General features: G+C 65.5%; 10 protein-coding genes. 4 read left to right on the top strand and 6 right to left on the bottom strand.

Annotated elements, in window-relative coordinates:
- The first annotated feature begins 3 nt into the window (after positions 1–3).
- Positions 4–540 (top strand): GbsR/MarR family transcriptional regulator, encoded by a 537-nt coding sequence (locus ACFWCF_RS18090; RefSeq protein ID WP_378564008.1) that lies wholly within the window; start codon positions 4–6, stop codon positions 538–540.
- Here ACFWCF_RS18090 and ACFWCF_RS18085 read toward each other — a convergent pair.
- Positions 534–2,075 (bottom strand): SulP family inorganic anion transporter, encoded by a 1,542-nt coding sequence (locus ACFWCF_RS18085; protein WP_378564005.1) that lies wholly within the window; start codon positions 2,073–2,075, stop codon positions 534–536. The genes ACFWCF_RS18090 and ACFWCF_RS18085 overlap by 7 nt on opposite strands.
- 200 nt (positions 2,076–2,275) lie before the next feature.
- Here ACFWCF_RS18085 and ACFWCF_RS18080 point away from each other — a divergent pair, with 200 nt between their 5' ends.
- Complete coding sequence (locus ACFWCF_RS18080) at positions 2,276–2,647, top strand: MerR family transcriptional regulator (protein ID WP_378564088.1); 372 nt, start codon at positions 2,276–2,278, stop codon at positions 2,645–2,647.
- A gap of 431 nt (positions 2,648–3,078) precedes the next feature.
- Here the strand turns inward: ACFWCF_RS18080 and ACFWCF_RS18075 are convergent, their stop codons facing one another.
- Positions 3,079–3,591 (bottom strand): SPW repeat protein, encoded by a 513-nt coding sequence (locus tag ACFWCF_RS18075; protein WP_378564002.1) that lies wholly within the window; start codon positions 3,589–3,591, stop codon positions 3,079–3,081.
- A gap of 89 nt (positions 3,592–3,680) precedes the next feature.
- On the bottom strand, positions 3,681–4,007 hold the full coding sequence (locus tag ACFWCF_RS18070) for a PRC-barrel domain-containing protein (RefSeq protein ID WP_378563999.1): 327 nt from the start codon (positions 4,005–4,007) through the stop codon (positions 3,681–3,683).
- A 491-nt stretch (positions 4,008–4,498) separates the two neighbouring features.
- Between ACFWCF_RS18070 and ACFWCF_RS18065 the strand changes: the two genes are divergently transcribed.
- Entirely contained in the window at positions 4,499–5,272 is a 774-nt protein-coding gene (locus tag ACFWCF_RS18065; protein WP_378563996.1) for a GNAT family N-acetyltransferase, read from the top strand.
- Here ACFWCF_RS18065 and ACFWCF_RS18060 read toward each other — a convergent pair.
- Positions 5,218–6,585, bottom strand: a complete 1,368-nt coding sequence (locus ACFWCF_RS18060) for a polysaccharide pyruvyl transferase family protein (protein WP_378563993.1) — start codon at positions 6,583–6,585, stop codon at positions 5,218–5,220. The genes ACFWCF_RS18065 and ACFWCF_RS18060 overlap by 55 nt on opposite strands.
- A gap of 190 nt (positions 6,586–6,775) precedes the next feature.
- Here ACFWCF_RS18060 and ACFWCF_RS18055 point away from each other — a divergent pair, with 190 nt between their 5' ends.
- Positions 6,776–8,158, top strand: a complete 1,383-nt coding sequence (locus tag ACFWCF_RS18055) for a glutamate-1-semialdehyde 2,1-aminomutase (RefSeq protein ID WP_378563991.1) — start codon at positions 6,776–6,778, stop codon at positions 8,156–8,158.
- Positions 8,159–8,163: 5 nt separating this feature from the next.
- Here the strand turns inward: ACFWCF_RS18055 and ACFWCF_RS18050 are convergent, their stop codons facing one another.
- On the bottom strand, positions 8,164–8,862 hold the full coding sequence (locus ACFWCF_RS18050; protein WP_378563989.1) for a MazG family protein: 699 nt from the start codon (positions 8,860–8,862) through the stop codon (positions 8,164–8,166).
- Entirely contained in the window at positions 8,831–12,487 is a 3,657-nt protein-coding gene (mfd, locus tag ACFWCF_RS18045; protein ID WP_378563987.1) for a transcription-repair coupling factor, read from the bottom strand. Before mfd ends, ACFWCF_RS18050 begins: the two co-directional genes overlap by 32 nt.
- Positions 12,488–12,536 lie beyond the last annotated feature (49 nt).

Here is a 12,536-nt window from a genome sequence, read left to right as displayed (position 1 = left end):
CGGGTGCAGTCCACCCATGACGATCCGCACCAAGAGGCGGTGCTGCGGTTTGTCGAGCAGTTCGCCCTCTTACTCACAGATGGCGGCATGCCCCGCATGCCGGCGCGGGTGTTCGCGTTCGTCCTCGCCGACGACGCCGAACGATATACCGCGAAGGAACTCGCCGACGGGCTGCGGGTGAGTCCGGCTGCGATCTCCGGTGCGGTGAACTACCTGGTTCACACCGGTTTGCTCGGTCGTGAGCGCGAGCCCGGCGCCCGGAAGGACAGCTACCGCGTCTACGACGACGACGTCTGGTCTGCGATCAGCCGCCAACGCCAACAGGTGATGGAGCGGTGGGTCGCGTTTCTGGCCGAGGGTGTCGAATTGCTGGATCAGGCCGGCCCGGGGGCACGTCGTGTCCGGGAGACGTTGGAGTACTACCGGTTCATGTGCGCCGAGGTTCCGCAGGTGATGCAGCGCTGGCAGGAACACCGTCTCGAGTTGTTCGCTGGCGCACCCACAGACCCCGGCACGCAGGAACGCGGGGGTGGTCAGTGACTCTCACCGAGACGCCCGGAGAGCCGATCCAAACGATCGAGACTGGCCCCGTCGAGACCGATGATCTCGACGTGCTTGCCCTTGCTCGCGTATTTGCGCTGGATCGAATCGAGGGTCGCTACGGTGGAGGCATCCCAGATATCGGCTCTGGTGAGGTCGATGACCACATTCTCCGGGTCGTCGACATAGTCGAACTGATAGACGAGATCGTTCGACGAGGCGAAGAACAACTCGCCGTGCACCCTGTAGACGCGGGTGTCGAGCGTGCCGTCCTGGTCGGTGTCGGCGTCCCCGATCTTCTCGATGGTGGTCATGTGTGCGACCCGGCGGGCGAACAGCACCATGGCGGTGACCACGCCCAGGATCACCCCGACCGCGAGGTTGTGCGTCACGACGGTGGCGATGACGGTGACGACCATGACGAGGGTTTCGCTGCGCGGCATCAGCTTCAGCGTGCGCGGATGAATACTGCGCCAGTCCAGGGTGGCCACGGAGACCATGATCATCACCGCCACCAGCGCGGCCATCGGGATCAGCGCGACGATATCGCCGAGACCGACCACGAGGATCAGCAGGAACACCCCGGCCAGGAACGTGGAGATGCGGGTGCGGGCGCCGGAGACCTTGACGTTGATCATGGTCTGGCCGATCATCGCGCAGCCGCCCATGCCGCCGAAGAACCCGGTGACCAGATTCGCCACACCCTGTCCCCAGCTTTCACGGGTCTTGTTCGAGTGGGTGTCGGTGATGTCGTCGACCAATTTGGCGGTCATCAGCGATTCGAGCAGGCCCACCAGCGCCATCGCCAGCGCGTAGGGCGCGATGATCGACAACGTCTCGAGATTGAGCGGCACATCGGGGAAGAACAAGGCCGGCAAGGATTCGGGGAGTTCCCCTTCGTCGCCGACGTTCGGGATGTCCCAGCCGAAGACAAGCACCGCCCCGGTGAGCAACACGATCGCCACCAGCGGCGCCGGGACGAGCGAGGTGACCTTCGGCAGGAAGAACATCACGACCAGCCCGACCGCGACCAGCGGGTAGACCAGGATGGGCACGTCGATCAGGTGCGGCAGTTGCGCGGTGAAGATCAAGATGGCCAGGGCGTTGACGAAGCCGATCATCACGCTGCGCGGGAGGAACCGCATCAGTTTGGCCACGCCGAGCACCGAGAGCACTACCTGCAGCAGGCCGGCGAGGATGACGGTGGCGATGAAGTAGTCGAGTCCGTGTTGCTGGGCGACAGGGGCGATGACCAGTGCGATGGCGGCGGTGGCGGCGGAGATCATCGCCGGGCGGCCGCCGACGATGGAGATGGTCACGGCCATCGTGAACGAGGCGAACAACCCGATCCGGGGGTCGACCCCGGCGATGATGGAGAACGAGATCGCCTCCGGGATCAGTGCCAGTGCAACGACGAGACCGGCAAGGACCTCAGTTTTCAGACGGCGTGGGGAACGAAGAGCAGCGCGCACCGAGGTGGTCTGATCGGTGCGCGCCTCGTGGAGGCCCGGGGTGTTTTCGGCAGGTGTGGTCACAGGACTGTCTTCTCTCCGGCGAAGGGATGGGAAACCGGGCGGGGCCCGCATGTGGCCGGGAAGGCGATGTCGCGACCACAGATCGCACGAAACACTACCCTCCCGTAAGGGTAGAGTTCGAATTGGTAGGTCTTGGCCCGCTACGGTGGATGTTCGACCAGGACGAGAGGGTGCAGGCAGTGATGATCGATTCGGGCCACATGCAGATCGGGCAGGTGGCCGCGCGCACGGAGCTGTCGATCAAGACGATCCGTCACTACGACGAGCTGGGCCTGGTCACCCCGTCCGCCCGTAGCGCCGGGGGTTTCCGTCTCTACACCGAGGAGGACGTGCAGCGGCTGTTGGTGATCCGGCGGATGAAACCGTTGGGGTTCACCCTCGAGGAGATGCGTGAGGTGCTCGACGCCCTCGATGTCATCGCTGACTCCGACGCGGCGCGCAAGTCGGTGGTCGCCGCGCGGGCGGTGCTGGCGGTGTTTCATGAGCGCGCCGAGGACAGCTGCGCACGGCTGCGCATCCAGCTCGCGTATGCGGAAGAGCTGACGTCCATCCTGAAGACACACGCCGGTTGAACACGGCAGCATGGTCCGCAGATTCGAGCGTGGTCATTCTCTGCCGTTGATCCGTGGTCATTTCAAGAGTGCTACACCGGGCCGGTACGAGCTGCGCAGAAGCGAGGTCGTGCAGTGCGTCGGCGCCGACCCAGCTCGGTAGCCTGCAGCGGGATCGCTGAGTAACAGTCGGCAAGCTCGCGGCGGACTTCGAGGATCCGGGCGAGTGCCTGGCCCCCTTTACCCGACGCAGCAGCGCCCCGGGCGGTTCGGGGTCCGCGAGGAAAGTTGTTGTCCGTCCATGCTCACGGCTCAATGCCGCGCGTGCGCTTTACAGGTCACGCCCGCCGGGAGCATCGGCACCAACCGAGAGTGAGCCGCGCGACACGGCGCACTGTGCCTCGTGACCCCTACCCGCAGGCAGTGATGACGGCAGGCGCCGATAGGGATGATCAGTCGGTGGCGGTGAGGGTGGCGCGGGCGTCGGCGTGCCCAAGGGCAGTGACAGCAAGAATAGTCAGGCCGACGACGAAGTCGTTGACGGTGGCGGGGGTGGCATCGGCACCGGGACCGTAACCGAATACGAAAGGTGAGAGCATCAGCCATCCCCCGGCCAGCCCACCGAGCGTGGTGGCGGTGAGCACGCGCACGGGCCGGGCCAGCCGGACCAGCCCGAGGACAACGAGTACGGATCCGATCAGGAGCTCGTTCCAGCGGGCAGCGGTCCAGAAGTCGGTGCCGGGTTCGTGCCACAGGAACGGCGACATCGCCACCCAGAACCCGAACAGCATGGTGATGGTGCTGACCATGCCGGGGGTCTGCGGGCCGGGGAGCCGTTGGTGCCAGCGGGTGTTCTGATCGGGGCGTTCGGCCGGACCGAGAACCAGACGCTCGACGTACCCGCGGTGACCGCGGGCGTCGATCAGAGGTAGGGGTCCGGTCGGTGGGTGGTGGCTGCTGGTCATGTCGATTCCTTGGTGGTGGTTCCCCCTTATCCCCGGGTTCGAGTGACTGGATCTGCCGGTTGCGCGAGCCCGAGCATCGGCAGAACATCTCAGCGGGCGTCGACGACCACAGCGTAGGAGCCGACCCCGACCAGGCCGATCCCGGCCACGTCCCCGGCCTCGCCGAGCAAAGCGACGATCGCCCCGGATCCAGGATCGAAATCGACGTCGGCGACGGTACCCAGCTCGTTTCCGGCCGCGGTCAGCATGCGTTTGCCGACCACTTCGTGGTCCTTACCGGTCAGGGACGCGATCGCTGCGTCAGGTTCGCCGACCGCGTCCGGCCCGCGCACGATGACCGCGTCGTCCCCGAACGTGCCGATGCTCGCCCACGGCACGATGGTGCCCGGTCCGGCCTTCTTCAGCCGCACCGCCATCCGGGAGGTCCGTGAGTGAGTGGAGCTTGGCTTGATAGGCGGAATCGTTGAAGATCTCGACGAATCCACGCACCAGCACGGCGTCCTGCTCCGGAGATCTGGCGGAGAGGATCAACGCTGATTTGCCGGTGTAAAGGGTTTCGCTGCGAGCAGTACTTGCGACCGAGGCGAGTGTGGCCAGGAGCGCAATGGCGAGCACCAGCGGCCAGCGACGTAGGACCCAGCCGATCTGGGTGTTGAGCGTGGTCACGGGACCTCCAACGCAATCCGGAGTGTGGAGCGGTTCATAGGTGTCGCATTCCGGTGTCCGGGTGTGGTGCCGGCGACTTCGCGTCGCCACCAACCGACATCGAACTTCAAATCCTGCCGAACACTATGTAACAGGATTGAAGTTTGTTTTACAACAGTTATTGTGTGCTATTCCCTGTTTTCTTGGTGGATTCTCTCCATGACCGACGCGCACCGGCGCGACCCGACGGCAGGAGTTCCCCATGAGCTCGACATTGCCCTCCAGAGCGCTGGCCATCGCGGAATACCGTCTCCGGCCGCTCCGCCGAGCCCTGGCCCCGCACCGGCGCAACCGGAACACGCGTACCCTCGGTCCCGTGAACGTGCACGGACACCACGTGGTTCTTCGCCCCCCTCGGATGGCAGACGCCGCAGAGTGGAGTGCACTGAGAATGCGCGACCGCGCCATACTCGAGCCGTTCTGGGTCACCTCCGAGCTGTCTTGGGAACGACAACATTCCGAGCACGAATGGATCGGTCACATCATCCGCATGCGGATTGACGAAAGATCCGGTACCGGAATCTATTTCGCCCTATCCGTCGACGGACAATTCTCCGGACAGTGCGATCTGCTGCACATCGATACCGCCGCACGCACCGCTGAGATCGGCCTGTGGATGTCGTCCGAACTCGCGCATGAGGGTATCGCTTCGGACACCGCAACCCTGTTCCTCGACTTCGTCTTCGGTGAGCTGGGCATCCGACGACTCGCCGCAGCCATTTGTGTGGACAACGTTCCCGCGCGGCACCTTGCCCTGCGAGCCGGCCTCGAGTACGAAGGCACCATGGCCGACTACCTCGACGTCGGAGGCCGGCGACGAGACCACGACCTGTGGGCGATCACGGAACCGATGTGGCGGGCCGACCACGATCTCCGCGCAAGCACGCCTGCCGACATCGCAGACGGGCCTGCACACGGTGGCTACCGCACAAGCTCGGCGATGGAATCGAATGACCTTCTGCCGGAATCTATCTGAATCACTGCCCGCTTTCGAAGCGGAGCTCGCAGTACTTCCGCTTCATGCCACAGCCGTCGTACAGCGTCGTCCAGTCGGTCCGACAGGTCGGGACTGTCGAGGTGCACGAGGTCGAAACCCAGGCCGAACATATCCCCCAGTCCACCGAGCTTGTCGTCGTAGTACCGCGATGCAGACAGACCGACCACCGGAATTCCCTGAGAAAGCGCGAAGACCGCGACATGATAGGCACCTGTGACGAGAATCCGGCACCGCGATACCTCGGCCGCGAGCCGCTCGGCGCCCACAAACCTGTGCAACGGCCGTAATGCCGAGGGATGCCCCGCAATCAAGGGCATCGTCGCGCGGCGATCCTCATGTTCATGCTCGGACACGATCAACGGCACCAACGCGGCCCCGGTCCGATCCGCGGTCGCACGCACCACCCGCCCGACGGTCTCCTGTGCGCGTGGATGCACAGGTGAATAACCCGCCACCCGCAGGCATACGCCCAGGTCCGTACCGAATTGCTGCCGGCGAGCACCGTAGCCGAGTTCGACCGCGTCGTCGCCGGTTATCACGACCCGTGAGTCGGAAACACCGATCTTCCGAAGAAGATCCGGACCCTTGTGACGTTCCCGCAGGGCGATATGGTCGACGCGGGGCAGTACTCTGCGGGCGTGCGCGAGCAAGGCCGGGTCCTGCATCGGGCCGATTCCCTGCCCGAGCAGCGCAGTCGGCACGCCCCGTTCGACGGCCCGCTCGAGGAGCGCAAGGGTTCGATGCGCCTGGTAGCCGTCGACGTCGGTAAGATACCCGCCGCCCATTGCGATCACCAGCGACGCATCGTCGACGGCGTCAGGCAGCAGACCCCCGTCTCGCCGGACCACGGGAACCTCGAAACTCTCGGCGTCAGGACGGTTCCGCACGTCCGTGCCCCACTCCGACGAACCCCTCGCTGCAGACACCACGTCGCGGGCTCGGCGCACAACGTTTCGCGGAGGTGTCGATGCGCTCCACCACAATTCGGACGCGGTACCGACAACTCGCGGCCCCGCGAATCGCGTGATGCCCCACAGTCCCCCGGCCGTCGTCCAGCTTCCCCCTCTGCGATAGCACACCGGCACGGCCTCGCCTTCGAAAGCACGAAGCAGCGCCGGAGCATTGGTGAGCACACCGATACGCGCCTGCGGCCACCGTTCACGTAACCGTCGCACGGTGACGTGCAAGATCGCCAGATCTCCCTTGTTGTTGAGCCAATACTCGCCGTTGTCCACGAGAATCCGCAGATCCTCGCGAGTACGAAAAGAAGAATCCACTGTGCTGTCGGTCATCACACGTCCGTCGTCGAAGGATCTCGGGTGGCAGGATTCGACAGGCGCGACAAGTGCGATTTCTACGCTACCGTACCGATACCGGTGCGTCCATGGCACTTCCGAAAGGACTTTCGTGCCGGTACTCGACCCGCGACCACAACGGGTGCACACTCGGTTCTACGATTTCTTCTGAGTTCGGAGACTTACCATGGCACGCTACGAATCGCCCGGCGCTCCGGTATTTACTCGCTCCAACGCCCTGCAAGCACGCCTGCACGACCTCGTTCCCGGTGGCGCACACACATATGCGCGCAGCGCCGACCAATACCCGGAGTCGATGGCACCCATAATCGATCACGGCAGCGGGGCGCGCGTATGGGATGCCGACGGCAACAGTTTCGTCGAGTACGGGATGGGTTTGCGCGCGGTCACGCTCGGTCACGGATACGGACCTGTGGTCGACGCTGTCTGTGCCGAGATCGCGCGCGGTACCAGTTTCACGCGTCCCAGCGTTCTCGAAGCAGCGGCAGCCGAGGAATTCCTGACTCTCGTGCCCGGCGCAGACATGGTCAAGTTCGCGAAGAACGGTTCGGATGCGACCACCGCTGCCGTACGCCTGGCCCGTGCCGTGACAGGACGCGAACATGTGGCGGTGTGCGAACAACCGTTCTTCTCGGTAGACGACTGGTTCATCGGCACGACACCGATGCGTGCGGGTATACCGAATTGCACAGTGGAACGGACAGTCCGTTTCCGCTTCAACAATGTCGCTTCTCTCGAAGATGCACTTACCACTCACCCCATCGCGTGCGTCCTGCTCGAAGCTGCCACCGCCACACAGGAGCCCGAACCCGGTTTCCTCGAACAAGTCCGTCGACTCTGCGACCGGCACGGTGCACTTCTGGTCTTCGACGAGATGATCACCGGTTTCCGGTGGTCCGAGCACGGAGCGCAGGGGCTGTACGGTGTGCGCCCCGACCTCTCGTGCTGGGGTAAGGCGATGGGCAACGGATTTCCCATTGCGGCGCTCGCCGGACGCCGCGAGATCATGGAGTTGGGTGGACTGCGAACCGACGCCGACCGGGTTTTTCTGCTCTCGACCACCCACGGCCCTGAAAGCGGTTCGCTCGCGGCCTTCCGGGCGGTCGTTCACGCCTACGCCACCGAAGGCCCCATCACGAAGATGGAACGGGCCGGCCGGACACTTGCCGACGCGATCAATGCCGCGGCCACGGAACTCGGCGTCGACGAGTTCGTCGAGGTGGTGGGCCGGCCGTCGTGTCTGCTGTTCGTCACCCGCGACGCACAGCACCGCCCATCCCAGGAGTTCCGGACGCTGTTCCTCCAGGAACTGCTCATGCGCGGCGTTCTGGCCCAGTCGTTCGTCGTTTCGGCTGCCCACACCGACGATGATCTGGCCGTCACCATCGAAGCGACTCGCGGTGCGATGAGAATCTACCGGCAGGCACTCGACGCCGGCTCCGTCGACGGTCACTTGCGCGGGCGTCCCGTGGCTCCGGCCTTACGCGCCAGAGCCGAACCGCGCCGCCTGGCATCGGGTTCACTGTCGTCCGGCCGGCCCAGCAGCTGACCGGTTCACTCGACCCAGTACCGCGTCCACGCACCCGCGTCGAGGCCGCCGCACCCGATGCCCTCGGCGTGCGCAGCACGTTCGGTTGCCCGGATCGCCGAGATGAAGCGTCTCGTCGCGGTGCGCAGGCTGTCCTCGGCGCTGCCGTCACCACTGATCCGGATCGTGCGCAGTGCGGCCGGTACGAGATGTTCCGGCAGACCTGCCTTCGTAGCACGGTCGATCACCTTGTCTGCCAATGCAAGTGCCGGTTGCGCAAAGGCGATTCCGTCCAGGCACGACACACGGGCTTTCTCTGCGGCCTTCGCCGCCTCCCACGCCGCTTCCTGTTCGGCGACATCGAGCGGACCGGTATGACCGTTGGTCAGGTGCGGACTACGCGCAGCCAGCTTCGCCACCAACGTCGCCGCCACATCGTCGACGGTGAACTGCCCCGCAGCCTCGGCGATCCGCGAGTGGAACAACACCTGCAACAACAGGTCTCCGAGCTCTTCACGCAACAGGTCGGGATCACCCGAGTCGATGGCGTCGAGAACTTCGTAGGTCTCCTCGACCAGGTAGCGCCGCAGGCTCTCGTGCGTCTGGGTGACTTCCCAGCCGCCGAAGGACCAGAGGCGGTCCATCACCTCGGCGGCTCGACTCAGTGCGTCTCCCGTGTCCGTCATCGCTCGCTCAGACCTGCGTCCCGGCCTCGACCCGCACATCCACCGAACCCTGCGGCTTCCCATCCATGGCGAGGAGGAAATCGGCGATGAACTGAAGAAGTTCGACGTCGCGCACGCGATCGGACGCAATCCCACCGGTCCGCGGTAGCGGCAACTGCACGGTGCCGCTCGTGGCGCGGTACTGCGCCGTCGGGTACAGACGCTTGAGTCGCATCTGCTTCGAGTCGGGAAGCTCCATCGGCGAAATCTTCAACTGCGTACCGGCAACCGCTATTTCCTCGAGTCCGTACTCACGCGCGAGCAACCGCAGCTTCGCGACCGAGACGAGCCTGCGCACCTCCTCGGGCAGCGGACCGTAGCGGTCGACGAGTTCGTCGATGACTGCGCTGATCGCCGAGTCGTCGGTGGCGGCGGCGAGCTTCCGGTACGCCTCGAGCCGCAGGCGATCGGAGGTGACGTAATCGGCGGGGATGTGCGCGTCGACGGGCAGATCCACCCGCACCTCCTTCGGGGCCTCGTCCGTCGTGACCGGTGTGCCGTCGGCGGCGGCACGGAACGCCTCGACCGCTTCGCCGACGAGCCGCACGTACAGATCGAAGCCCACGCCCGCGACGTGACCGGACTGTTCGGCGCCGAGCACGTTGCCTGCGCCGCGGATCTCGAGGTCCTTCATCGCGACCGCCATACCGGCACCGAGATCCGAGTTCTGTGAGATCGTCGCGAGCCGGTCGTATGCCGTTTCGGTGAGCGGTTTCTCGGGCGGATAGAGGAAGTACGCGTAGCCGCGCTCACGCGAACGGCCCACGCGGCCACGCAACTGGTGCAGCTGCGACAGGCCGAGCGCGTCGGCACGCTCGACGATCAGGGTGTTGGCATTGGAGATGTCGAGACCGGTCTCGACGATCGTCGTACACACCAGCACGTCGAACTCGCGTTCCCAGAATCCCTGCACGGTCTTCTCGAGGGTGTCCTCGTTCATCTGCCCGTGCGCCACCACGACACGTGCCTCGGGGACGAGCTCACGAATCTTCTTGGCGGCCTTCTCGATCGAGCTGACCCGGTTGTGCACGTAGAACACCTGGCCGTCGCGCAGCAGCTCGCGGCGGATGGCCGCGGCCACCTGTTTGTCGGCGTATCCACCCACGTACGTGAGGATCGGGTGCCGCTCTTCCGGCGGTGTGAGGATCGTCGACATCTCACGGATCCCCGCCATGCTCATCTCGAGTGTGCGCGGGATCGGAGTGGCAGACATGGTGAGCACGTCGACGTGGGTGCGCAACGCCTTGATGTGCTCCTTGTGTTCGACGCCGAATCGTTGCTCCTCGTCGACGATGACCAGGCCGAGATCCTTCCACCGCACACCCGTCTGCAGCAGACGGTGGGTGCCCACCACGATGTCGACCTCGCCCTCGGCCATACCCGCGAGGATTTCCTTGGAGTCGCCCGCGTCGGTGAAGCGGCTCAAACCCTTCACCGCCACGGGGAACGCCGCCATCCGCTCGGTAAATGTCTGGAGGTGCTGCTGCGCGAGCAGAGTCGTGGGCACCAGCACCGCGACCTGTTTGCCGTCCTGCACCGCCTTGAATGCGGCACGCACGGCGATCTCGGTCTTGCCGTAGCCGACGTCGCCGATGACGACGCGGTCCATCGGCACAGCCTTCTCCATGTCGTTCTTGACCTCGGAGATGACCGTGAGCTGGTCCTGCGTCTCGGTGAAGGGGAAGGCGTCTTCCATCTCCTTCTGCCACGGGGTGTCGGGGCCGAACTGATGACCGGGCGAGGCCTGGCGCGCCGCGTACAGCCGTACCAGCTCGCCGGCGATCTCCCGAACTGCCTTGCGCGCTTTACGTTTCGTGTTGGCCCAGTCGGATCCGCCGAGCTTGCTGATGGCGGGCAGCTCGCCGCCGACATAGCGGGAGAGCTGATCGAGCGATTCCATCGGGACGAACAGACGGTCGCCGGGCTGACCACGCTTGCTCGCGGCGTACTCGATCACGAGGTACTCGCGTCGGGCGCCGCCGATGGTGCGTTCGACCATCTCCACGAAGCGGCCGATGCCGTGCTGATCGTGGACCACATAGTCGCCGGCGGTCAGTGCCAGCGGATCGACCTGATTACGACGCTTGACCGGGGTCTTGCGGCCTTCCGCTGCGGTGACGCGGTTGCCGGTGAGATCGGCTTCGGTGACCAGCACCAACCCGGGGACCTGATTGTCGCCGCCCCCTGCGAGCACGAGCCCCTCGTGGAGCGCGCCCTTGATGACCCCGACCTGCCCGCGGACGGGCTCCGCTCCGGGTTCGAGCTTGGCCGCGGGGACCTCGTTCTCCTTCAGCCGCTCGAGGACGCGCAGCCCTGTGCCGGTACCCGCGACCACGATCGCGGCGCGTCCACCTGTGGTGACATGTGCGCGCAGGTTCACGAACAGCATCGACAGCAGGTCCTCGGAGCCGCGCACCTCGGGGGCCGACTGCACGTCGAGCACCGTTTCGGTGTCGGCCCCCGAGGCGAGTGGCGACAGCGTCCACCACGGTGTGCTGTTCGCCTGGGCGGTTTCGCGGACCTGCCGCAGAGACCGGTACGACGATGCCGCGAGGTCCATCGGTTTGCCGTCGACACCCTTGAGGTTGCTTGCATCCAGAGGTGCGGCGCCGCCGATCGACGCCGCCGTCCACGATGCCTCGAGGAATTCCTGGCCGGTGCGCATCAGATCGGTGGCGCGGGTCCGTACTTTCTCCGGATCACACAGCAGTACGTGCGTGCCGGACGGCAGGACGTCGGTGAGCAACTGCAGCTCGCCGGGCTGCAGGACGGGTAGGAGCGCCTCCATGCCCTCGACGGGAATGCCGCCGGACATCTTGTCGAGCATCTCGACGAGCGAGGCGTCGGCCGGGTTGTCCTTCGCGAGTTGTGCCGCCCGTTCCTTGACCGCCTCGGTGAGCAGCAGTTCCCGGCAGGGAGTGGCGATGACGGTCGCGACCTCGACGTCGGGAATCGATCGCTGGTCGGCCACGGAGAACGGTCGCAGCTCGGTGACCTCGTCGCCCCAGAATTCGACACGGACGGGATGGTCGGCGGTGGGCGGGAAGATGTCGAGGATACCGCCGCGGACGGCGAACTCGCCGCGTTTGCCCACCATGTCGACGCGCGCGTAAGCGAGCTCGACGAGGCGCTCGACGAGCGTGTCGAAGTCGTGTTCCGAGCCGACCCGCAGGGTGACCGGCTCGATCTCACCGAGCCCGGGCGCCATGGGCTGTACGAGCGAGCGCACGGTTGCGACGATGACGCGCAATTCGGAACCGAGGTCTCGGTCGTCGGGCCTGGCCAGCCGGCGCAACACCTGGAGTCGCTTACCCACGGTGTCGGCGCTCGGCGACAGCCGCTCGTGCGGCAGCGTCTCCCACGATGGGAACTGCACCGCGGATTCACCGAGTATCTCCGCGAGTTCGGCGGTGAGGTCGTCGGCCTCGCGACCGGTGGCGGTGACGACGAGTAGTGGAGCCTTCTCGGCGAGGGCCGCGGCGACGAACGGACGTACGGCGGGCGGCGCGACCAGTGCTTGTTCGGCGGAACCGGCGAGTTCGGCGACCTTGCGGAACTGGTCGTCGGCGAGCGCGATCCGCGCCAATCCGGACAGAGGGGTGGCGGCCGGGAACACAGCGGACAAGGAAGGCGCTCCTGAGTATGAGACGAAGACCGTGACGAGTCTATGCCGT

Origin of the sequence: Rhodococcus sp. NPDC060090 (assembly GCF_042729855.1) — a bacterium.
In the GTDB taxonomy this organism is placed as follows: Bacteria; Actinomycetota; Actinomycetes; order Mycobacteriales; family Mycobacteriaceae; genus Rhodococcus.
The sequence above is the reverse complement of the archived record's forward strand: the minus strand, read 5'-3'. Positions and strand labels throughout refer to the sequence as shown.